Here is a 21,956-nt window from a genome sequence, read left to right as displayed (position 1 = left end):
CTGCGCGGACCCTTCACAGTTGCCGCGCCCTTTGCTCTGATGACCGGCGAACCGACCTCAGGAGGAGTGGTGGAGTACAACATTGCCGACCTGTTCGAGTCGGTCGTCGACGTGGTCCCCGACCGCGAGGCGCTCGTGTACATCGACCACCCGGGGACGGGCGCGGAACGCCGCCTGACCTACGCGGAGTTGGACGCGGCGGCGAACCGTGTGGCGCACCATCTGATCGACACCGGGATACGCCCGGGCGAGCACCTCGGGCTCCATCTCTACAACGGTGTCGAGTACTTGCAGACAGTGCTGGGCTGCCTGAAGGCGCGGGTCGTGCCGGTCAACGTCAACTACCGCTATGTCGAAGAGGAGTTGGTGTACCTCTACCGGGACGCCGACCTCGTCGCGCTGGTCTTCGACACGGAGTTCACCGAGCGGGTGGCCGCCGCGCTGCCCCGCACGGACCGGCTCCGCCACCTGGTACGGGTGGGCACACCGGACCCGGACGCCCCGGAAGTACCGGCCGTGGCCTTCACCGACGCCGAGGCCACCGCCTCGCCCGAGCGGGGATTCCCGGCCCGTTCGGGCGACGACCAGTTCATCATCTACACCGGCGGCACGACCGGGATGCCCAAGGGCGTGATGTGGCGCCAGGAGGACCTGTTCTTCTCCGGGCTCGGCGGGGGCGCGCCGACCGGTGAACCCGTCAAGAAACCCGAGGAGTTGGCCGAGCGGGTCGCGGCCGGCGGGGCCGGGATCACCTTCTTCCCCACTCCCCCGCTGATGCACGGCACCTCCACGCTCACCGCGTTCATCGGCTTCAACTTCGGCCAACGCATCGTGATCCACCGCAAGTTCGTGCCCGAGGAGGTGCTGCGGACCGTCGAGAAGGAACAGGTCACCAGCATGTCCCTGGTCGGCGACGCGATGCTGCGCCCGCTGATCGACGCGCTGGGCGGGCCGATGAAGGGCACCGACTGCTCGTCGATGTTCAGCGTCTCCTCGTCGGGCGCGATCATGTCGGAGACGGTACGGCGGCAGTTCCAGGAACTGCTCCCGAACACCATGCTGCTGAACAACTACGGCTCGTCCGAGTCCGGCTTCAACGGCACGGCCACGGCCGACTCCGGTGCCGGGCAGTCCTTCCGCATCCGGGTCAACGCCCGTACGCAGGTGGTCGATCCGGCCACGCACGAGCCGGTGGCCCGCGGCGAGATCGGCCGGGTCGCCCAGTGCGGCCATGTGCCGCTCGGCTACTACAACGACCCGGGGAAAACCGCCGAGACCTTCTTCGAGAAGGACGGCAGGAGGTGGGTCCTGCTCGGCGACATGGCGACCGTGGACGAGGACGGCGTCGTCACGGTGCTCGGACGTGGCTCGCAGTGCATCAACACCGGTGGGGAGAAGGTGTATCCGGAGGAGGTCGAGCAGGCGCTCAAGTCGCATCCGGACGTCTACGACGCGCTGGTGGCCGGGGTGCCGGACCAACGGTGGGGCAATCATGTGGCCGCCGTCGTGGAACTGCGCGCGGGTGCGGTACGGCCGTCGCTGGACGACATCCAGACGCACTGCCGCTCCCACCTCGCCGGGTACAAGATCCCCCGGCAGCTGGTGATCACGGACTCGATCCAGCGCTCGCCGAGCGGCAAGGCGGACTACCGGTGGGCCCGGGAGGTGGCGGTCGCCGCAGATCAGTGAGTCAACAGTAGGTCAACGCGTCGCCCGGTTTGAACTGGCGGTAGCGTGCGACCGTACTGCTGGTGACGGATCCGGTGGCCCGGGCCAGGTCCGCCACGCCATCACCGGGCTCAGCACGGAAGGACGTTCGGGTGCCGCTCTTCACTCGCTCTCTCCCATCGGCACAGCGGAAAGCCGCCGGGGAGACCGACTCGACAGCGGCGACGGAGGCCGCCGCGCCTCCTCCCGGACAACAGGACCTGCCGGAGCGGACCGAGTCCGTCGACGCGCCCGAGACGCCCGAAGCAACCGAGGCGACCGAGGTGGGCGAAGCGACTGAGGCGACCGAGCCCGCGGACCCCACCGCCGACTCGGCCGACGACTCAGCCGCCGATCCCGTCGCCGACCCCGCCGAGCGCTCGGCCCGACTCCCCTCCCGGGCCGGCTGGTTCGGCTGGCGGACGCGTTTTCCCCGTACCGCGCGGGGCGTGGGGATCGGCACGACCGTGCTGGCCGGTGTGCTGCTGTTCGTGGCGCTGCTCGTGCCGGACCGACTGGACCGGATCACCATCCAGTCGTTCTTCCGCTTCCCGGTCGAGGCGATCGTCCTCGCGATCGTGCTGCTCGTGCTGCCCGCGAAGGCACGGCGGATCGCGGCCGTCGTGCTGGGGGCGTTCGTCGGACTGTCGACCGTCCTGAAGTGCCTCGACATGGGCTTCTACCAGACCCTGGCGCGGCCGTTCGACCTGGTCTTCGACTGGGTCCTGCTGAGCGACGCGGCGGACTTCCTGAAGGACTCGGTCGGCCGCTCGGGCGAGGTGCTCGCGATCATCGGGGTGATCGTCGCGCTGATCGCCGTGCTCGCGGGCAGCGCGCTCGCGATGGTGCGGCTGTCGGACGTGATGGCCAGGCACCGCCCCACGGCGGTCCGCACCACGCTCGTCCTGGGTGTCGTGTGGATCATGTGCTTCACGCTGAGCTTCCAGGTGGGCGGCGTCACGCTCGCCACGAAGGGCTACAGCACGTTCCTCGCCAACCGCGTGCAGTACGTCCGTGAGGGGCTGGGGGACGCCGACGTCTTCAGGAAGCAGCTCGACGTCGACGCCTTCGCCAAGACCCCGCCGAACCAGCTGCTGACCGGACTGCGCGGCAAGGACGTGCTGTTCACCTTCATCGAGAGCTACGGCCGGGTCGCGATCGACGATCCGACGATGGCGCCGGAAATGGACGCGACGCTGAAGGCGGGCGACGCCCGGCTGAAGGCGGCCGGTTTCGCCTCGCGCAGCGGATGGCTCAGGTCACCGGTGACGGGCGCCGGCAGCTGGCTGGCCCACTCGACGTTCCTGTCCGGCCTGTGGGTCAAGAACCAGCAGCGCTACCGGACCGTGACGACCAGCACCCGGGCGACGCTCACCAGCTACTTCAAGAAGACCGGTGCCTGGCGCACGGTCGGCATCGTCCCGGGTGTGCGCAAGGCCTGGCCCGAGGGCAAGTACTTCGGCCTCGACAACATCTACGACTCCACGCACCTCGGCTACAACGGCCCGTACTTCAGCTGGACGCCGGTGCCGGACCAGTTCAGCCTCCAGTCCTTCGAGGACCTGGAGTACGGCAAGAAGAACCGCGACCCGATCATGGCGGAGATCATCCTCGCCTCCAGCCACAACCCCTGGTCGCCGATCGCCCACACCATCCCCTGGAACGACCTCGGGGACGGCTCGATCTTCTACAAGATCAAGAAGGAGGGCACCAACCCGACGGAGGTCTGGAAGAGCGCGAAGCGCGTGCGCACCGAGTACCGCAAGGCCATCCAGTACTCCGTGGACAGCCTGACGCAGTGGATGCAGCGCTACGGCAACAAGAACACCGTGCTCGTCTTCCTCGGCGACCACCAGCCCGTCCCGACCGTCACCGGCGGCACCTCCGACCGGGACGTGCCGATCACGATCGTCGCGCACGACCCGAAGGTGCTGGACAAGATCTCCAGCTGGAACTGGACGGACGGGCTCAAGCCGGCCGACAACGCGCCGGTGATGAGCATGGACAAGTTCCGGGACCGCTTCATGACGACCTTCGCGAAGTGACGGTGCCCGCCGGGACGCCGTCCCGCATCGCCTCGTAGGCGTACACGTCGGCCGTGGCTCCCGGTTCGGTGCCCGGCCGACACCGGACCGTCCGCCTACTCTGCCGAGGGCGGAGAGCCACCGTCGGCGTCAAGGAACGCGACCACCCGGCGCGCGAACCACTCCGGGTCGTCGAGCCACGGGTAATGACCGGCGCCCGGCTGCACCACCGCAGTGGCGTTCAGGAACACCTCGGCGCTGCGGCGGGCGAGTTCGGGCCGGGGGCCGCCGTCGAGTTCACCCGCCACGACCAGCACGGGCGCCGGCAGCCGGCCGAGCGCGGCCCGGAGCGTCGGCGGGTCGAAGGCGCCCTCGGCGAAGTAGGCGTCGGCGGCCTCGTCGTTGGTCTGCTCGTCGGCGAGCGCGGAGTGCTTCGCGGCGACGGCGAGGTCCAGGCGGCCGTAGAAGAAGGGCTCGAAGACCGGGTCGAAGTCGGCGGTGCCCGCGAGCCACGCCTCGAACGCCGGGAACGCGTCCTCGAACCACGGTTCGCCCTCCCGCAGCCGGGCCGCGGCGAGCCGCCCCTCGGGGGTGGCCGGCATGCCCAGCGCCCACGGGGTGACGGTGATCAGCGCCAGGCGTGACACTCGCTCGGGATGACGGGCCGCGTACAGCATGGCGAGACTGCCGCCCGCCGAGTGGGCGAGCAGATCCACGCGGTCCAGGCCCAGGTGGCCGCGCAACGCCTCCACGTCGTCGACCAGCCGGTCGCAGCGGTACGTCCCCGGGTCCGCCGGCGGCGCGGAGTCGCCGGTGCCCCGCAGATCCAGCAGGACGAGCCGTCGATGCGCGGTCAGTCCGCCGAGGTCGCCGAGGTAGGCGGAGGCCCGCATCGGCCCTCCGGGCAGGACGACCAGCGGCCTGCCCTCGCCCCTTACGTGGTAGGCGAGTTCGGTGCCGTCGGCGGCGGTGAAGGTCCCGGTCCTCATGACAGTGGATCCTCACGGCCGACCGGGTGTGGGCGCAAACTCCCGTTCAGCCGCCGAACCGCTCCCGCAGTTCCCGCTTCAGGATCTTGCCGCTCGCGTTGCGTGGCAGCTGCTCGACGAAGACGACGCGCTTCGGTGCCTTGAAGTGGGCGAGCTTCTCCCGGGCGTGGGCGATGAGTTGGGGCTCGGTGACCTCGCCGCGGGGGACGACCACCGCGGTGACCGCCTCGATCCAGTGGTCGTCGGGGAGGCCGATCACAGCAACCTCGGCGACGCCCTCGTGGGTGTAGAGCGCGTCCTCGACCTGGCGTGAAGCGATCAGTACGCCACCGGAGTTGATGACGTCCTTGACCCGGTCGACGACGGTGAAGAAGCCGTGCGCGTCGCGCACCGCGAGGTCGCCGGAGTGGAACCAGCCGTCGCGGAACGCCTCGGCGGTCTCCTCGGGCTTGTCCCAGTAGCCCTCGCACAACTGCGGTGAGCGGTAGACGACTTCGCCCTGGGTGCCGTCGGGTACGTCCTCGCCGTGCTCGTCGACGACCCGGGCGTCCACGAACAGGACGGGCCGGCCGCAGGAGTCCATCCGGCCCTTGTGCTCGTCGGGGCCCAGCACGGTGGCGAGCGGGCCGATCTCGCTCTGGCCGAAGCAGTTGTAGAAGGCCAGCCCGGGAAGCCGTTCGCGCAGCCGCTCCAGGACGGGCACCGGCATGATCGACGCGCCGTAGTACGCCTTGCGCAGGCCGCTCAGGTCGCGGGTCGCGAAGTCGGGGCGGTTGGCCAGGCCGATCCACACGGTGGGCGGGGCGAACAGGCTGTCCACCCGCCCGGCCTCGATCAGGTCCAACAGCCGGTCCCCGTCCGGCGCGTCGAGGATGAGGTTGGTGGCGCCGACCGCCAGATAGGGCAGCAGGAACACATGCAGCTGCGCCGAGTGGTACAGCGGCAGCGAGTGCGCCGGCCGGTCCCCGGCGCTCAGGTCCAGCGCGGTGATCGCGCTCAAGTACTCGTGCACCAGGGCCCGGTGGGTCATCATCGCGCCCTTGGGCAGCGCGGTCGTGCCCGAGGTGTAGAGCAGCTGCACCAGGTCCTCGGTGCGCGGCTCGGGACCGTCGTACGGCGGCGCGGCGGCCAGCAGCTCCAGCAGCGAGCCGTCCGCGTCGCGCAGCGGCAATGTCCTTACTCCGTCCGGCAGTTGGGCGGCGAGGTCCGGGTCGGTGAGCACCAGCGCGCTGCCGGACTGGCCGACGATGTACGCGAGGTCGTCGCCGGTGAGGTTCTGGTTGACCGGCACGTGGACGAGTCCGGCGCGGGCGCAGGCGAGGAAGCCGATGAGGTAGGCGTCCGAGTTGTGGCCGTAGGAGCCGACCCGGTCGCCGGGTGCGAGGCCCTGGTCGAGCAGGACACTCGCCGCGCCGGAGACGGCGTCGTCGAGTTCCTGGTAGGTCCAGGAGCGCTCGCCGTAGTCCACCGCCACGCGTGCGGGAGTGCGTCGGGCACTGCGGCGCAGTACCCCGTCGACGGTGCTGCCGTGTCCGGGCGTCATGACACATGATCCTCGGTCCGACGCCCGGACGGGTCAAGCCGGGAGGCCCGGCGCGCGGCGGCCGGACTCACATCGGCCGGACGTGTCCCTCCCAGTACGGGTCCCGCAGACGCCGTTTGTACAGCTTGCCGTTGGGGTCGCGGGGCATCTCGGTGATGAAGTCGATGCTCTTGGGCCGTTTGTAGCCGGCGAGTTGGCCGGCGCAGTGGGTGAGGAGGGCGGCGGCGAGTTCCGGGCCGGGTTCGTGGCCGGGGGACGGTTCGACGACGGCCTTGACCTCCTCGCCCCAGTCGTCGTGCGGGATGCCGAAGGCGGCGGCGTCGGCGACGGCGGGATGGGCGAGGAGCGCGGACTCGATCTCGGCGGGGTAGATGTTGACGCCGCCCGAGATGATCATGTCGATCTTGCGGTCGCGGAGGAAGAGGTAGCCGTCCTCGTCGAGGAAGCCGAGGTCGCCGACCGTGAAGAAGTCGCCGATGCGGTTCTTCTTCGTCTTGGCCTCGTCCTTGTGGTAGGCGAAGCCGCCGGTGCTCATCTTCATGTAGACGGTGCCGAGTTCACCGGGCGGGAGCCGGTTGCCGTCGTCGTCGAAGACCGCGAGTTCGCTGATGGGCCAGGCCTTGCCGACCGTGCCGGGCTTCTTCAGCCAGTCCTCCGCGGTCGCGAAGGCGCCGCCGCCCTCGCTGGCCGCGTAGTACTCCTCCACGCAGTCGCCCCACCACTCGATCATGGCCCGCTTCACATGGTCGGGGCAGGGGGCGGCGCCGTGGATGGCGTGCCGCATGGACGAGACGTCGTAGCGCGCCCGTACGTCCTCGGGGAGGGCGAGGAGGCGGTGGAACTGGGTGGGGACCATGTGGGTGTGGGTGCACCGCTCGCGGTCGATGAGGCGGAGCATCTCCTCGGGGGTCCACTTGTCCATCAGGACCAGCCGGTGCCCGATGTGCAGGCTGGCGCTCGCGAACTGGAGGACGGCCGTGTGGTACAGCGGCGAGCAGACCAGGTGCACGTTGTCGTCGAAGGGCTTGATGCCGAAGATGCCGAGGAAGCCGCCGAGGTAGGCCGACTCGGGCGGCTTGCCCGGCAGGGGGCGGCGGATGCCCCGGGGGCGGCCGGTGGTGCCGGAGGTGTAGTTCATGACCCAGCCGAGGGTGCGGTCCGCAGGCGCCGACTCCGGTTGTCCGTCGAGGAGTTCGGGGTACGGCCGGAAGCCCTCGACCGTACCGACCGCGTACCGGTGGGTGGCCGGGAGGCCGGCCTCGTCGGCGGCCTGGCGGACCGGCTCGGCGAACCGCTCGTGCGCGATGAGCACCTTGGCGCCGGAGTCGGCGACGATCCAGGCGATCTCCGGTGCGACGAAGTGGTGGTTGACGGGGACCAGGTAGAACCCGGCCTGGGTGGCGGCGAGATGGGCCGTGAAGAACTCGACGCCGTTGGGCAGGACGACGGCGAAGGCGTCGCCGGTCTCCAGTCCGGCGGCGCGCAGACCGTGGACGAGCCGGTTGGCGGCGGCGTGCAGGCGGCCGGCGGTCCACTCCTCGCCGTCCGGCGCGACGAGGACCGGGCGGTCGGGGTTCTGGGCGGCCTGGGCCCAGAAGCCGGCGGGGGGTGTGCTCACTGGCCGCTCCTTCCGGCGATGCGGTTGACGCGGTCGACGGCGTGCTCGAAGCCGCGGGTGAGGTCGTCGAAGACGGCCTGGACACTGCGTTCGCTGTTCATGCGGCCGACGATCTGGCCGACGGGGGTGCCGAGCAGCGGTTCGACCTCGTACTTCTGGATGCGGGAGACGGCCTCGGCGACGAGCAGGCCCTGGAGCGGCATGGGGAGGGTGCCCGGACCGTCCGGGTCGTCCCAGGCGTCGGTCCACTCGGTGCGCAGTTGGCGGGCCGGTTTCCCGGTCAGGGCGCGGGAGCGGACGGTGTCGCCGGACCCGGCGGCGAGCAGTTTGCGGGTCACGCCGGCCGAGTGCATGTCGGCTTCCGTGGTGGTCAGCCACAGGGAGCCCAGCCAGACCCCTTGGGCGCCGAGGCTCAGCGCGGCGGCGACCTGCCGTCCGCTGCCGATGCCGCCCGCCGCGAGGACCGGCAGCGGGTCGACGGCGTCGACGATCTCGGGCGTGAGCACCATGGTCGCGATCTCGCCGGTGTGTCCGCCGGCCTCGTAGCCCTGGGCGACGACGATGTCGATGCCGCCCTCGGCGTGCTTGCGGGCGTGCCGGGCGCTGCCCGCGAGCGCGGCGACGAGCACGTCGCGGTCGTGGGCGCGGGCGACGACGTCGGCCGGGGGCGAGCCCAGCGCGTTGGCGAGCAGCTTGATCGGGTAGTCGAAGGCGACGTCGAGCTGGTTGCGGGCGACCTGTTCCATCCACCCGGTGATGCGCCAGCCGGACGCCTCGCCCTCGGCGAGTTCGGGCACGCCGTACTTGGCGAGGGTCTCGGTGACGAACCTCCGGTGCCCCTCCGGGATCATCGCCTCGACCTCGGCCTCGGTGACGCCCTCGACCTTTTTCGCCGGCATCACGACGTCGAGGCCGTACGGCATGCCCTCGACATGCGCCTCCAGCCAGTCGAGGTCGCGCTTGAGGTCGTCGGGGGCGGTGTAGCGGACCGCGCCGAGCACTCCGAAACCGCCGGCCCGGCTGATGGCCGCGGCGACGGCGGGGAACGGCGTGAAGCCGAAGATGGCGTGCTCGACTCCGAGTTTCTTGCTCAACTCCGTCTGCATGGGCGCAGAATGCCGCAGTCCTCCGGACGACGGAAGGCTTTTTCTGATGCTCCGTCAGATTTTCTGGGGCGCTGCGGTGCCCGGCCGCCTCAGCGGTCCGCCGCCTCCAGGACCGCCATCGCCGCGTTGTGCCCCGGCACCCCGCTCACTCCCCCGCCGCGCACGGCGCCCGCGCCGCACAGGTACACGTTCGCGTGCCGGGTCTCCACGCCCCAACGGCCGGTGCCCTCCTGGGCGTAGGGCCAGCTCAGTTCGCGGTGGAAGATGTTGCCGCCGGGCAGCCGGAGGTCGCGCTCCAGGTCGAGGGGGGTCTTCGCCTCGATGCAGGGGCGGCCGTCGGCGTCGGTGGCGAGGCAGTCCGCGAGCGGTTCGGCGAGGTGGGCGTCCAGCTGGGCGAGCGTCGACTTGAGCAGTTCGTCGCGTACGGCGTCGTTGTCGCGGGCGAAGAGCCGGGCCGGGGTGTGCAGGCCGAAGAGGGTGAGGGTCTGGTAGCCCTGCTCGACGAGGTCCCGGCCGAGGATGCTCGGGTCGGTGAGGGAGTGGCAGTAGATCTCGGAGGGCGGTGCGGCGGGCAGCGATCCGGACGCGGCCTGGGCGTGCGCGGCGGCCAGTTGGTCGTAGCCCTCGGCGATGTGGAAGGTCCCGGCGAACGCCTCGCGCGGGTCGACCGAGGTGTCGCGGAGCCGGGGCAGCCGTTTGAGCAGCATGTTCACCTTGAGCTGAGCGCCCTCGGCGGGGGCGGGCGGTGTGTCGCCGGTGAGGGCGGCCAGTTGCTGCGGGGAGGCGCCGACGAGGACGTGCCGGGCGCCCACGACGCCTTCGCCGTCGGCGGTGCGGTAGGTGATCTCGGCGGCGCGTCCGTCCGTGTCGACGCGGACGACGTCGTGGCCGGTGGCGAGGACGGCGCCGGCCGTGCGCGCGGCGGTGGCCAGGGCGTCGGTGAGGGCGCCCATGCCGCCGACCGGGACGTCCCAGGCGCCGGTGCCGCCGCCGATGACGTGGTAGAGGAAGCAGCGGTTCTGCGCGAGGGAGGGGTCGTGGGCGTCGGCGAAGGTGCCGATGAGGGCGTCGGTGAGGACGACGCCCCGGACGAGGTCGTCGGTGAAGTCCCGCTCGACGGCGACGCCGATCGGTTCCTCGAAGAGCATCCGCCAGGCGTCCTCGTCGTCGACGCGGCGCCGCAGTTCGTCGCGGCCGGGCAGCGGTTCGGTGAGCGTGGGGAAGACCCGCTGGGCCAGCCGGCCGGTCGTGCCGTAGAGCCGCTGCCAGGCCGTGTACTCGCGCTCGCCGCCGGTCAGCCGGGCGAAGGCCTCGCGGGTGCGGCGCTCGCCGCCGCCGACGAGCAGGCCGGTGGGGCGGCCGTCGCGTTCGACGGGGGTGTACGACGAGATGGTGCGTCCGCGGACGCGGAAGTCGAGGCCGAGGTCCCGCACGATCTTCTTGGGCAGCAGGCTGACCAGGTACGAGTACCGGGACAGCCGGGCGTCGACCCCGGCGAACGGGCGGGTCGACACGGCGGCCCCGCCGGTGCCGCCGAGCCGCTCCAGGACGAGCACGGAACGCCCGGCCCTTGCCAGGTAGGCGGCGGCGACCAGGCCGTTGTGGCCGCCCCCGACGATGACGGCGTCGTACGTCCGCTGTGCGGGTCCCTCGTGTGCAGGCATGGTTCTTCGTAACACGAGGTGATCTAGGTCGGCCAGGGGTGGACGCGGGACGGTCAGTGGTTCCCTGGCGTCCGCCCCTGGCGCAGTGCGGCCACCCTTCGGTACAGCTCGGCCGCTTCCGCGGTGCGGCCGAGCTGTTCCAGGCAGTGGGCCTCGTCGTTGCGGCCGGACAGCGTGTCGGGGTGGGCGGGGCCCAGGACGTGTTCCCGGGTGGTGGCGACGCGGCGGTACTCGGTGAGGGCGTCGGCCCAGCGGCCCAGCCAGCCGAGGCCGACGGCGACCTCGCGGCGGCTGACCAGGGTGTCGGGGTGGTCGGGGCCGAGGACGCGCTCGCGGATGGCGCACACGTCGCGGGACTCCGCGAGGGCCTCCTCCCAGCGGCCGAGGCGGCCCAGGTTGACGCCGAGGCCGTGGCGGGCGCGGAGGGTCTCGGGGTGGGCGGGGCCGTGGACGCGGGTGCGGTCGTCGATGAGGGCGCGGTAGAGCGTGAGGGCGTCGGCGCTGCGGCCGAGGCGGCCCAGGCTGATGCCGATCTCGTAGCGGGCGGCGAGGGTGTCGGCGTGGTCCGGGCCGAGGGCCTGGGCGCGGGCGTCGGCCACCTCGCCGTAGGTGTGCAGGGCCTCCTGCCAGCGGCCCAACTGACCCAGCGCGTAGGCGACTTCGTAGCGGGTGACCAGGGTGTCGGGGTGGCCGGGGCCCAGCACGCGGGCGCGGGCGGCGGCGACCTCGCAGGCCATGCGGTACGAGTCCTCCAGCCGGCCGAGCCTGCTGAGGTTGAAGGCGAGGTTGTGGCGGCAGCGCAGGGTGTCCGGGTGCTCGGGGCCCATGGTGCGTTCGCGGGCGGCGAGGACGGACGTGTACACCTGGTGTGCGTCGACGTGGCGGCCCAACTGGCCCAGGACGTAGGCCATTTCCTGCCGGGCGGCGAGCGTGTCGGCGTGGTCGGCGCCCAGTGCCCGTTCCCTGGCGCGTGCCACGTGGGTGTACTCGCCGAGGGCGTCGTCCGGGTGGCCGGTGCGGCTGAGGGTGAAGCCGAGTTCGTAGCGGCTGGCGAGGGTGTCGGGGTGGTCCGGGCCGAGCAGCCCGGCGCGTTCGGCGGCGACCGCGCGGTGCACCTCGCCGGCCTCCGCCCAGCGGCCGAGGCGGCCCAGGCTCAGGCCCGCGTTGTGGCGTCCGGCCAGGGACCTGACGGCCTCCGGGGGCGGCGCGGACGGCGACTCGGGCGCGGGTCGCGCCACCTGGCCGGTGGCCGGGCGCGCGATCCACTCGCCCGTCAGGCCCGCGCCCGCGTCCGGCGGGGTGGTGCGCAGTCCGGCGCCGGTCGCCTTGTGTCCGGTGGTCATCCCGCGCGTCCAGGCCGGAAGGCGCGGCTCGCCGGACGCCGGTTCGGGCGCGGGCAGTTCGGGCCGCGGGGTCACGACGGTCGGCACGTACAGGGGTGTCGTACGGCCCATGGTGATGCGGCGGCCCAACTCGCGGGCGTCGTGCGGGCGTTGCTCGGGGAGCTTGGCGAGCAGGTCGAGGATGACCTGTTCCAGGTACTCGGGCAGTTCGGCGCGCCGGGCGCGGGGCGGCCGGGGCGCGGTGTCGCGGTGGCCGATGAGGATGGCCCAGGCGTCGCCGAGGTCGAACGGCGGCGCCCCGGTGGAGAGTTCGTACAGGACGCAGCCGAAGGAGTAGAGGTCGCTGCGCTGGTCGACCTCGGAGCCGCCGATCTGCTCCGGCGACATGTAGTGCGGGGTGCCCATCGCGATGCCGGTGCCGGTCAGCCGGGAGGTGAAGCCGATGTCGGCGCCGAGCCGGGCGATGCCGAAGTCGCAGATCTTCACCGTGCCGTCGCTCAGCCGCATGATGTTCGCGGGCTTCAGGTCCCGGTGCACGATGCCCTGTTGGTGGCAGTAGGCGAGCGCGGCGGCGACCTGCTCGGCGATGTCGACGACGACGGCTACGGGCAGCGGTCGCTGCTGGTTGTCCTCCAGGAGCTGGCAGAGGTTGCGGCCGTCGAGGAGTTCCATCACCAGGAAGAGGACGCCGTCGGACTCGCCGAAGTCGTGAACGACGGTCACCCCGCGGTGCTGGAGCGCGGCGGCGACCCGGGCCTCGCGCCGGAACCGCTCGCGCAGGACGCGGGTGAACGACTGGTCGTGGTGCGGGTTCAGCGGCTTGAGGCACTTCACGGCGACCTGCCGCCCCAGCGACTCGTCCCGCGCTCGCCACACCTCGCCCATGCCGCCGCGCCCGATCAGATCGAGCAGCCGGTAGCGGCCCTGGATCAGTCTGCTGTCCCCCATCTCCCGCGTTCGCCCCCGTAGGTGTTCGTCCCGCCCTCCCCTGGCTCGTCCAGTATGGCGAGCGATCGTCCGACTTTGTACGGGGCGGGCCGGGAGCCGGGGCCGAGCCGTGACACGGCGCGGATGATGTGCTTGGGCGGGAGTTGCCAGCGCACCTGTGCGGGAACACAGCGCAACAGGGTGCCGGTGGCGCGCAGGCGCCGGGTGACGACGGCGGGCGCGGGGGCGGGTCTGCCGTACAGCCGGTGGGCGTACGGCGGCAGGGAGGCGTACGCCAGGTGTGCCACGCGCCGCCAGAGCACCTCGCGCGCCGGGACGAGGAGGGGGTGCGTCGGCGGGCGGAGCAGGAAGTCGTCCACCGCGCGTGCCTCGGGTCCGGCGGCGAGTTCGGGCCGGACCCGCTCGAAGTAGGCGGCCAGCGCGGCCTGTTCGCCCGGAACGGCGGCGGGGTCGAGACCCACCAGGCGGGCGCTCTCGCAGTGTTCGGCGACATAGCGGTCGGCCTGGGCGTCGGTGAGGGGGAAGCCGGAGCGGCGCAGCACGTGCAGATAGGAGTCGATCTCGGCGCAGTGCACCCACAGCAGCAGCTCGGGTTCGTCGATGCCGTACCGCTCCCCCGTGTCGGGGTCCGTCGCGCCGAGCATGCCGTGGATCTTCCGGACCCGGGCGCCCGCCTTCTCGGCGGCCTCGGTGGTGCCGTAGGTGAGGGTGCCGACGAAGTTCGCGGTGCGCATGAGCCGGCCCCAGGCGTCGCGCCGGAAGTCCGAGTTCTGCATGACTCCGCGGACCGCCCGCGGGTGCAGGGCCTGGAGGTAGAGCGCGCGGACGCCGGCCACCCACATCATGGCGTCGCTGTGCACCTGCCATGTCACGGACCCTGGACCGAACAGCCCCGGGTCGCCCGTCCCAGGGGCATCCATGTCCGCAGGCTAACGCCGTACCCGCGGCATTCCCAGACCGATCCACGAGATGATCTCGCGCTGGATCTCGTTGTTGCCACCGCCGAAGGTGAAGATCACGGCGGAGCGGTAGCCGCGTTCCAGCTCGCCGTGCAGGACGGCGCCCGCGGAGCCCTCCTTCAGGGCGCCGGCGGCGGCGACGATCTCCATGAGCCAGGCGTAGGCGTCGCGGCGGGCCTCGGAGCCGTAGACCTTGACGGCGGAGGCGTCCTGCGGGGTGAGGGTGCCTTCCTGGACGGCGTTCACCATCTGCCAGTTGAGGAGTTTCATGGCGTCGAGCCTGGCGTGGGTGCGGGCGAGGAGGCGGCGGACCCAGGGGAGGTCGACGACGCGGCGGCCGTCGGCGAGCTTGGTCTCCATGGCCCAGTGCTGGACGTCGTGCAGGGCGCGGATGGCCATCGTGCCGTGGGCGGCGAGCGTGACGCGTTCGTGGTTGAGCTGGTTGGTGATCAGGCGCCAGCCCTGGTTCTCCCGGCCGACGCGGCGGGTGACGGGGACGCGGATGTTCTCGTAGTAGCTGGCGGTGGTGTCGTGCGAGGCGAGGGTGTTGATCACCGTGCAGCTGTAGCCGGGGTCGGCGGTCGGCACCAGCAGCATGGTGATGCCCTTGTGGGGCGGGGCCTCGGGGTCGGTGCGGACGGCGAGCCAGACCCAGTCGGCGGTGTCGCCGTTGGTGGTCCAGATCTTCTGCCCGTCGACGACGTACTCGTCGCCGTCCCGTACGGCCCGGGTCTTCAGCGCGGCGAGGTCGGTGCCGGCCTCGGGCTCGCTGTAGCCGATCGCGAAGTCGATCTCGCCGGAGAGGATCTTCGGGAGGAAGTACGCCTTCTGTTCGTCGGTGCCGAACTGCATGATCGTCGGGCCCACAGTGTTGAGCGCCATCAGGGGCAGCGGTACCCCGGCCTGCGCGGCCTCGTCGAAGAAGATGAACTGCTCCATCGGCGTCAGTCCGCGCCCGCCGTACTCCGTGGGCCAGCCGACGCCGAGCCAGCCGTCCGTGCCGAGCCGGCGGATCGTCTCCCGGTAGAAACGTTTCTGGGCGGCGGGGTCGGCGTACCGGGAGTAGGCGTGGTCGGGCACCAACTCGGCGAAGTAGGCGCGCAGTTCGGTGCGCAGCCGCTGCTGCTCGGGCGTGTATTCGAGGTGCACGGCGCCTCCAGGCTCCCAAGGCCGGTCCTGACGGCGCACACCGTAGAACGTGTTCCAGAAATTGGGAATGGCGAGGCGGCTATGCGGGCGCAGCGGAGGCCCGTGCCGGTCAGTCCAGGGTGGCCAGGAACTCCGCGCACGCTCGCGCGCAGTCCCGGCAGGCCCGCGCGTCCGCCTGGGAGTCGGCGTCCGGCCGCTCGTCGAAGAGCTGCGCGCACTCCAGGCAGACGAGCAGGCACCACTTGGCCTGGAGGCGGAGGGTGGGCTCGTCCTGGAGGTGGTGTTCGGCGAGCATCCGGCAGGTCGCGTCGCACACCTCGGCGCACCACAGCGCCTTTTCCCGCAGGAACGCCTCGTGGTCGGTCGGATTCGGATCCGTGCGGCCGACGCGCAGCACACAGGCCCGCGCGCACGCGGTGCAGGCCTGCGCGCAGGCGAAGCGGTCCTCCAGAAACCGGACCAGCTCCTGTTGGGTCGTCATCGCTGTCACGCCGTCCGGGTTGCCGCTGCGGGCCGCCGCAAACCCGGGGGCGGCTGCCCGGGGGTGCGGGGGCGCCCGGCGATCAGTACGGTGCTGTCCAGGTGTTCGACCTCGGACACGGGAGACCGCGCACGTCATCGAGGGGTTGAGGCGGCATGGCCGGCAAGAAGGCGGCAAAGCTGCCGCGCGCGACGTACGAGACCGAACTGCTGCGCCTGCAGACGGAGTTGGTGAAGCTCCAGGAGTGGGTGCGGGCCGAGGGCACCCGGCTGGTGATCGTCTTCGAGGGCCGGGACGCGGCGGGCAAGGGCGGCACCATCAAGCGGGTCGCGGAGCATCTCAACCCGCGGGTCGCCCGGATCGCCGCGCTGCCGAAGCCGACGGACCGGCAGCGCACGCAGTGGTACTTCCAGCGGTACGTCGAGCATCTGCCGGCCGCCGGGGAGATCGTGCTGTTCGACCGGTCCTGGTACAACCGGGCGGGCGTCGAGCGGGTGATGGGCTTCTGCTCCAAGGAGGAGTACCAGCTGTTCCTGCGCCAGTGCCCGATCTTCGAGCGGATGCTGGTGGAGGACGGGATCGTGCTGCGCAAGTACTGGTTCTCGGTGAGCGACGCCGTGCAGCAGGACCGGTTCCGGCGCCGCCTGGAGGATCCGCTGCGGCGCTGGAAGCTCTCCCCGATGGACCTGGAGTCCATCACCCACTGGGAGGACTACTCGCGGGCCAAGGACGAGATGCTGGTGCACACCGATGTCTCGGAGGCCCCCTGGTACGTCGTCGAGAGCGACGACAAGCGCCGGGCCCGGCTCAACATGATCGCCCATCTCCTCGACTCGCTCCCCTACCACGAGGTGGCACCGCCGGTCCTCGAACTCCCGCCCCGCCCGCCGTCCACCGGCTACGAACGTCCCCCGCGCGACCTCCAGACCTACGTCCCGGACCACGCGGCGAGCCTCTGAACCGGCCGGGCCGAGGAACACCGTGTCCCACCGCCCGGACGGGCGCCGCGTGCGGTGGCGGCGCCTGACACCCGGCATCGCCGCACTGTCCGGCTACCGGCGCGCCTGGCTGCGCGGCGACCTGCTGGCCGGTGTCACCGTCGCCGCGTATCTCGTGCCGCAGGTGATGGCGTACGCCGGGGTGGCCGGGCTGCCCCCGGTGGCGGGCCTGTGGGCGATCCTGCCCGCGCTCGCCCTGTACGCGGTGCTGGGCTCGTCCCGGCTGCTGTCGGTCGGTCCCGAGTCGACGACGGCGCTGATGACGGCGACCGTGGTGGGCCCCCTCGCGGCCGGCGACCCGGGCCGGTACGCCACCCTCGCCGCCGCCCTCGCGGCCACGGTCGGTCTGCTGTGTCTGGCCGCGTGGGCGGTACGGCTGGGCTTCGTCGCCGATCTCCTGTCCCGACCGGTGCTGATCGGCTATCTGGCGGGCGTCGCCCTGATCATGATCGTGGACCAGCTGCCCAAGCTCACCGGGGTGCCGACGACGGGCTCGGCCTTCTTCCCCCAACTCTGGTCCTTCGTGAGGCACTTGGACCGCCTGCACACCCCCACCCTGCTGTTCGCGGCCGTCCTGCTCGGCTTCCTCTTCACGGTGGCGCGCCTGTCCAGGGCGGTGCCCGGCCCGCTGCTGGCCGTGGTGCTGGGCACGGCGGCCGTCGCAGTCCTCGGCCTCGACGACCGGTACGGCATCAAGGTGATCGGCCATGTCCCGGCGGGACTCCCCACGGTCGGGCTGCCGGACCTCACCGAACTCCCCCACCTGGTGCTGCCCGCCCTCGGCGTCCTGCTCGTCGCCTACACCGACTTCATCCTCACCGCCCGCGCCTTCACCGGCGGCGAGGAGGACGAGGGCCCCGGCCTCGAAGCCGACCAGGAGTTCCTGGCCCTGGGCGCGGCCAACATCGGCGCCGGCGTCCTGCACGGCTTCCCGGTGAGCAGCAGCGCCAGCCGCACCGCGCTGGCCGCCTCCGCGGGCGCCCGCAGCCAGGCGTACTCGCTGGTCGCCGGGGCGGTGGTCCTCGCGGTCCTCCTCTTCCTCAGCCCCTTGCTGTCCCGCACCCCCTCGGTGGTGCTCGGCGCCCTCGTCGTCTACGCGGCCGTCCGCATGATCGACCTCTCCGGCTTCCACCGCCTCGCCGCGTTCCGCCGCCGCGAACTCCTCCTGGCCCTCGGCTGCCTGGCCGGAGTCCTCGCCCTGGACATCCTCTACGGCGTGATCGTGGCCGTGGGCCTGTCGGTGGCCGAACTCCTCACTCGGGTGGCCCGCCCGCACGACGCCGTCGAGGGCCTGGTCCCCGGGGTGGCCGGCATGCACGACGTGGACGACTACCCGCAGGCCCGCACGGTCCCCGGTCTGGTCGTCTACCGCTACGACTCGCCGCTGTTCTTCGCCAACGCCGAGGACTTCCGCCGCCGCGCGCTGGCCGCCGTCGACCAACAGGCGGTCCCCGTACGGTGGTTCGTCCTCAACACCGAGGCCAACGTAGAGGTGGACATCACCGCCCTGGACGCGGTCGACGGACTGCGCCGCGAACTCTCCCACCGGGGCGTGGTGTTCGCCCTGGCCCGGGTGAAGCAGGATCTGCGCCACGACCTGGAGGCGTACGGGCTGGTCGAGTCGGTCGGCGAGGACCACATCTTCCCCACCCTGCCCACGGCGGTGGCCGCGTACCGGGCGTGGAGCGACGGGACCGCGGGGCAGGGCGCGGCGGATGCGGCGACGTAGCGGGCGGGCGCTCCCCGGCCGCAACCGGCGGGGGCCGCTCCCGCCCGCGCCCGGAGATGGCACGGGAACCGTCCGCTGAGTAGCCTCCGAGGCATGCGGATCTCTGTTTCCTCGGACATGGACGAACCCGTGGCGCGCGCCCTCGTCGCGGAGCTGCGCGAGCGCGGGCACGAGGTGCTGGCGCACGGGGCGCTGCGGGACGGCGACGACGCGGCCTGGGCGGTCTGCTCGGAGGCGGCGGCCCGTGAGGTCGCCGCCGGGACCGCGGACCAGGCGGTCGTGTGCTGCTGGACCGGCACGGGCGCGTCGATCGCCGCGAACAAGGTGCCGGGCGTACGGGCGGCCCTGTGCACGGACGCATACACGGCGGACGGCGCACGCCGCTGGAACGACGCCAACGTACTGGCCCTCGGACTGCGCCTGACCTCCGAGCCGCTGCTCAGGGAGATCCTCGACGCCTGGTTCGCGGCCGGGCCGAGCCCGGACGCCGACGACCGGGACAACGTGGCCCACGTCGGCCGGCTCGACCTGAACAGGGCCGCTCCGTGAGCGGGTTCACGCGGGTCACGTGGACAGCAGGCCGGTGCGCAGCTTCTTGAGGGTGCGGTTCAGGAGGCGGGAGATGTGCATCTGGGAGAGGTTCAGTTCGCGGCCGATCTCGGCCTGGGTCAGCTCCCGGCCGAAGCGCATCTCGATGATGGCCCGTTCCCGCTCGTCCAGTCCTTGCAGGAGCGGGGCGAGCGTGTGGAGGTCCTCGAAGAGTTCCAGGGCCGGGTCGGCGTCGCCCAGGGTGTCCGCGTACTTCGGCGCGCCGTCGCTCTCGTCCTCTCCGCCGGGGGCGTCGATGGAACCGGCGACATAGCCGTTGGCGGCGACGAGTCCCTCGATGACCTCGTCCTCGGTCAGTCCGAGGTGGGCGGCGAGTTCCTTGACCGTGGGGGTGCGGCCGAGTTCGGTGGCGAGGGTCTCCTTGCTGCGGGCGAGGTCGACGCGGAGTTCCTGGAGGCGGCGCGGGACGTGCACGGCCCAGGTGGTGTCGCGGAAGAAGCGCTTGATCTCGCCGACGATGTAGGGGATCGCGAAGGAGGTGAACTCGACCTCGCGGGTCAGGTCGAAGCGGTCGATGGCCTTGATCAGGCCGATCGTGCCGACCTGGATGACGTCCTCCATGTCCCCGCCGCCCCGGTTGCGGAAGCGCCGGGCGGCGAAGGCCACCAGGGACAGGTTCATCTCGATCAGCGTGTTGCGGGCGTACTGGTACTCCTGGGTGCCCTCCTCCAACTCCCGCAGCCGGTCCAGGAAATGCCTCGACAGGACGCGCGCGTCCTTGGGGGCAACCTTCGACCCGTCCTCGATCCGGGGGAGTTCGTCGGCTGTGTGCCGTGTTCCCGTGCGGGCGGGGGCGGTTGCGCCGAGGGTGTGCACGGAGGAGACCACGATGCCGCCTTCAGTGGGGGGACGGGACGAACCCCACGTGCCCCCTCCGGGCGACTTCATGTCCATGCGGACGGAAATTTGTTCGCCGGCAGATCCACGCGGACGGACACCTCCGGCCCGGCAGCCGTGCGGCGCGCTCCCGGCCCGTCATCGTCTACAGTTCCGTAGACGGTCTACAGGATTGTAGTCACCTGGTGGACGACGGAACACGGGGAGGACCATGCGCCGGACCATCCTGGTCGTCGAGGACGATCACGCGCTGCGCGACGTGCTGATGCGCGGGCTGCGCGACGAGGACTTCGACACCGTGCCCGCGTCGGACGGCGCCACCGCGCTGCGGCTGGCCACCGACGACATCTGTGCCGCCGTGCTCGACATCGGGCTGCCCGACGCCGACGGGCGGGACGTGTGCCAGGCGATGCGCGCCAACGGGTTCCGCTCCCCCGTCGTCTTCCTCAGCGCGCACCACCGGCTGCCGGACCGGCTGGCGGGGTTCTCGGCCGGGGGCGACGACTACCTGCCCAAGCCGTTCCATCTCGCCGAGCTCGCCGCCCGGCTGCGCGCGGCCCTCAAACGGGCCGCGCCGCCGCCCGCCGCCACGGCGGGCGACCTGGTGCTGGACGCCGTCCGGCACACGGTCGACGTGCGGGGCGCCCGGATCGATCTCACGCCGACCGAGTTCCGGCTGCTGGCCGCGCTCATGGCGGCCCACGGCGGCATCGTCAGCCGCCGTGAACTGATCCGGGCGGGCTGGCCCGAGGGGGCAGTGGTGCACGACAACACCCTCGACCAGTACCTGACCCGGCTGCGCCGCAAGCTGCGCGCGGCGGGCAGCGAGCGGACGATCGGCACGGCGCGCGGGATCGGCCACCACCTGTCATGAGCGGTCCCCGCGGCGGGGCGCGCGCGACCGCCGTCCTGCGCCGCTCGGCGCCGAAAACGCTGCGCGGCCGGCTCTCGCTCGTGGCGCTCCTCACCGCCACCCTGCTGATGCTGGTCCTGACCGTCGCCTTCAACTCGGTGGCCGGGCACCGCCTCCAGCACCAGGCCGACGACGAACTGCGCACCCGCGCCGCCGCCGTGGAGACGACCGTCGACACCAGCGGCCCGACGGTACGCGTCCTGGAGACCTCCCACGACGCGCTCCTCGACGCCGACGTGTGGATCTACTCCGGGCGGCGGCTGCTGGAGGCGCCGCCGGCCGCGGGCTCCCTGACCCGGGTCGCCGACGCGCTCGCCGGGCGCGGCGGGCAGCGGTGCGTCACGGCCGACGCGCACGGCCCGCTGCGCCTGTGCTCCCACCTGGTTCCCGGCCGCGCCGGCGGGGCCACCATCGTCACCGCGCTGGACCTCTCCCCCTACCGGAGTTCGGCAGACACCCTGCTCCTGGGGTCGCTCGCCCTGGACTTCGTCATGCTCGCCTGCACCTACGTCCTGACCCGGCTGGCGGTCGGCCGCGCCCTGCGGCCCGTGCGCACGATGACCGACCAGGCAGGCCAGTGGAGCGCCGTGGCCTCCGGGGAACGCTTCGGCAGCACGCGGCTTCCGGCCGAACTCGCCCGTCTCGGCGCCTCGTTGGACTCGATACTCGACCGCATCCGCACCCTGCTGCGCCACGAGCGGCAGCTGACCGGGGAACTCTCGCACGAGCTGCGCACCCCGCTGAGCCGGATCATCGCCGAGCTCGACTGGTGGCGGGCCCACCCCCGCACGGCCGAGCAGACCCGCGCCAGCCATCAGGTGATCGCGGAGGCCGCCGAGTCCATGCGCAGCATCTGCGACACCCTCCTGGCCGACGCCCGCGAGGGCACCCTCACCGCTCCGGGCACCGCGCCGATGCTGCCCACCCTGCGCGGGACCGCCGAAGTCCTGTGCGTGCCCGGCCGGTTGACGGTGACGGTGGACGGCCCGAGCCTGGTGGCCGGAGTACCGCCCGCCCTCCTCGAACGCATCGTCAGCCCCCTGCTCGCCAACGCCTGCCGCTACGCCCGCTCCACGGTCACCGTCCGCGTGCGCCCCGCCCCCGAGGGCGTGGGCGTCGACGTCACCGACGACGGCCCGGGCGTACCGTCCGCGTTCACCGGGCTGCTCTTCGAACCCGGCCGCCGGGCGGACCCGGGCGACGGCCACACCGGGGCGGGCCTCGGTCTCCCGCTGGCCCGCCGCCTGGCCCGTTCCGCCGGCGGCGAGGTGACGTACGACGCCGGGCACACGCCCGGGGCGCGGTTCGTGGTCACCCTGCCCGCGGGATGAGCGGGAAC

General features: G+C 72.1%; 17 protein-coding genes. 7 read left to right on the top strand and 10 right to left on the bottom strand.

The genetic code is table 11. The features are described 5' to 3' along the window. Positions 1 to 69: 69 nt before the first annotated feature. Positions 70 to 1,689: an acyl-CoA synthetase gene (locus tag ACIQPR_RS20585; RefSeq protein ID WP_403650300.1), complete on the top strand. Its 1,620-nt coding sequence runs from the start codon at positions 70 to 72 to the stop codon at positions 1,687 to 1,689. A 131-nt stretch (positions 1,690 to 1,820) separates the two neighbouring features. After that, entirely contained in the window at positions 1,821 to 3,752 is a 1,932-nt protein-coding gene (locus tag ACIQPR_RS20580) for a sulfatase (protein WP_403650298.1), read from the top strand. 95 nt (positions 3,753 to 3,847) lie between these two features. On the opposite strand, the gene ACIQPR_RS20575 is transcribed toward ACIQPR_RS20580, so the two are convergent. From ACIQPR_RS20575 to ACIQPR_RS20535, 9 genes are all read right to left on the bottom strand, one after another. Then, a complete protein-coding gene (locus tag ACIQPR_RS20575) occupies positions 3,848 to 4,720 on the bottom strand; it encodes an alpha/beta fold hydrolase (protein WP_403650296.1) in 873 nt (290 codons plus the stop codon). A 46-nt stretch (positions 4,721 to 4,766) separates the two neighbouring features. Then, positions 4,767 to 6,263: an acyl-CoA synthetase gene (locus ACIQPR_RS20570; protein ID WP_403650294.1), complete on the bottom strand. Its 1,497-nt coding sequence runs from the start codon at positions 6,261 to 6,263 to the stop codon at positions 4,767 to 4,769. 67 nt (positions 6,264 to 6,330) lie between these two features. Further along, positions 6,331 to 7,881 carry an acyl-CoA synthetase gene (locus ACIQPR_RS20565; RefSeq protein WP_403650292.1) on the bottom strand — a complete coding sequence of 517 codons (1,551 nt, stop codon included), beginning with the start codon at positions 7,879 to 7,881 and terminating at the stop codon, positions 6,331 to 6,333. Continuing rightward, entirely contained in the window at positions 7,878 to 8,987 is a 1,110-nt protein-coding gene (locus ACIQPR_RS20560; RefSeq protein ID WP_403650290.1) for an NAD(P)H-dependent flavin oxidoreductase, read from the bottom strand. Before ACIQPR_RS20560 ends, ACIQPR_RS20565 begins: the two co-directional genes overlap by 4 nt. An 89-nt stretch (positions 8,988 to 9,076) precedes the next feature. Further along, complete coding sequence (locus tag ACIQPR_RS20555; RefSeq protein ID WP_403650288.1) at positions 9,077 to 10,651, bottom strand: phytoene desaturase family protein; 1,575 nt, start codon at positions 10,649 to 10,651, stop codon at positions 9,077 to 9,079. 53 nt (positions 10,652 to 10,704) lie between these two features. After that, a complete protein-coding gene (locus ACIQPR_RS20550; RefSeq protein WP_403650286.1) occupies positions 10,705 to 12,942 on the bottom strand; it encodes a tetratricopeptide repeat protein in 2,238 nt (745 codons plus the stop codon). Then, the gene (locus ACIQPR_RS20545; protein WP_403650284.1) at positions 12,924 to 13,862 is read right to left on the bottom strand and encodes an oxygenase MpaB family protein; all 939 of its coding nucleotides are present in this window, start codon (positions 13,860 to 13,862) and stop codon (positions 12,924 to 12,926) included. Before ACIQPR_RS20545 ends, ACIQPR_RS20550 begins: the two co-directional genes overlap by 19 nt. A gap of 9 nt (positions 13,863 to 13,871) precedes the next feature. Beyond that, the gene (locus tag ACIQPR_RS20540) at positions 13,872 to 15,050 is read right to left on the bottom strand and encodes an acyl-CoA dehydrogenase family protein (protein ID WP_403650282.1); all 1,179 of its coding nucleotides are present in this window, start codon (positions 15,048 to 15,050) and stop codon (positions 13,872 to 13,874) included. A 109-nt stretch (positions 15,051 to 15,159) separates the two neighbouring features. Then, positions 15,160 to 15,540 (bottom strand): ferredoxin, encoded by a 381-nt coding sequence (locus ACIQPR_RS20535; protein WP_403650280.1) that lies wholly within the window; start codon positions 15,538 to 15,540, stop codon positions 15,160 to 15,162. 146 nt (positions 15,541 to 15,686) lie between these two features. Between ACIQPR_RS20535 and ppk2 the strand changes: the two genes are divergently transcribed. From ppk2 to ACIQPR_RS20520, 3 genes are all read left to right on the top strand, one after another. After that, positions 15,687 to 16,490: a polyphosphate kinase 2 gene (gene ppk2 / locus ACIQPR_RS20530; protein ID WP_019069049.1), complete on the top strand. Its 804-nt coding sequence runs from the start codon at positions 15,687 to 15,689 to the stop codon at positions 16,488 to 16,490. Between the two features lie 22 nt (positions 16,491 to 16,512). Next, entirely contained in the window at positions 16,513 to 18,258 is a 1,746-nt protein-coding gene (locus ACIQPR_RS20525; protein WP_403650278.1) for a SulP family inorganic anion transporter, read from the top strand. Positions 18,259 to 18,351: 93 nt separating this feature from the next. Further along, complete coding sequence (locus ACIQPR_RS20520) at positions 18,352 to 18,807, top strand: RpiB/LacA/LacB family sugar-phosphate isomerase (protein WP_403650276.1); 456 nt, start codon at positions 18,352 to 18,354, stop codon at positions 18,805 to 18,807. Positions 18,808 to 18,822: 15 nt separating this feature from the next. On the opposite strand, the gene ACIQPR_RS20515 is transcribed toward ACIQPR_RS20520, so the two are convergent. Next, entirely contained in the window at positions 18,823 to 19,755 is a 933-nt protein-coding gene (locus ACIQPR_RS20515; RefSeq protein ID WP_403650635.1) for an RNA polymerase sigma factor SigF, read from the bottom strand. A 160-nt stretch (positions 19,756 to 19,915) separates the two neighbouring features. On the opposite strand from ACIQPR_RS20515, the gene ACIQPR_RS20510 reads away from it, so the two are divergent. Together ACIQPR_RS20510 and ACIQPR_RS20505 are read left to right on the top strand one after the other, a co-directional pair. Beyond that, entirely contained in the window at positions 19,916 to 20,578 is a 663-nt protein-coding gene (locus ACIQPR_RS20510; RefSeq protein ID WP_403650274.1) for a response regulator transcription factor, read from the top strand. Further along, on the top strand, positions 20,575 to 21,948 hold the full coding sequence (locus ACIQPR_RS20505) for a sensor histidine kinase (protein ID WP_403650272.1): 1,374 nt from the start codon (positions 20,575 to 20,577) through the stop codon (positions 21,946 to 21,948). Before ACIQPR_RS20510 ends, ACIQPR_RS20505 begins: the two co-directional genes overlap by 4 nt. Positions 21,949 to 21,956: the final 8 nt, after the last annotated feature.

Source organism: Streptomyces sp. NPDC091280 (genome assembly GCF_044768565.1).
Taxonomy (GTDB): domain Bacteria; phylum Actinomycetota; class Actinomycetes; order Streptomycetales; family Streptomycetaceae; genus Streptomyces.
Note: the sequence above shows the minus strand (reverse complement) of the source record. Positions and strands in the feature narration are given on the sequence as shown.

Bases quoted from the DNA above. Each gene is read 5' to 3' on its own strand.
- ACIQPR_RS20520 (WP_403650276.1), top strand. From the start codon at position 18,352: ATGCGGATCTCTGTTTCCTCGGACATGGACGAACCCGTGGCGCGCGCC.
- ACIQPR_RS20555 (WP_403650288.1), bottom strand. From the start codon at position 10,651: ATGCCTGCACACGAGGGACCCGCACAGCGGACGTACGACGCCGTCATC.
- ppk2 (WP_019069049.1), top strand. From the start codon at position 15,687: ATGGCCGGCAAGAAGGCGGCAAAGCTGCCGCGCGCGACGTACGAGACC.
- ACIQPR_RS20515 (WP_403650635.1), bottom strand. From the start codon at position 19,755: ATGAAGTCGCCCGGAGGGGGCACGTGGGGTTCGTCCCGTCCCCCCACT.
- ACIQPR_RS20550 (WP_403650286.1), bottom strand. From the start codon at position 12,942: ATGGGGGACAGCAGACTGATCCAGGGCCGCTACCGGCTGCTCGATCTG.
- ACIQPR_RS20570 (WP_403650294.1), bottom strand. From the start codon at position 6,263: ATGACGCCCGGACACGGCAGCACCGTCGACGGGGTACTGCGCCGCAGT.
- ACIQPR_RS20575 (WP_403650296.1), bottom strand. From the start codon at position 4,720: ATGAGGACCGGGACCTTCACCGCCGCCGACGGCACCGAACTCGCCTAC.
- ACIQPR_RS20510 (WP_403650274.1), top strand. From the start codon at position 19,916: ATGCGCCGGACCATCCTGGTCGTCGAGGACGATCACGCGCTGCGCGAC.
- ACIQPR_RS20560 (WP_403650290.1), bottom strand. From the start codon at position 8,987: ATGCAGACGGAGTTGAGCAAGAAACTCGGAGTCGAGCACGCCATCTTC.
- ACIQPR_RS20545 (WP_403650284.1), bottom strand. From the start codon at position 13,862: ATGGATGCCCCTGGGACGGGCGACCCGGGGCTGTTCGGTCCAGGGTCC.
- ACIQPR_RS20505 (WP_403650272.1), top strand. From the start codon at position 20,575: ATGAGCGGTCCCCGCGGCGGGGCGCGCGCGACCGCCGTCCTGCGCCGC.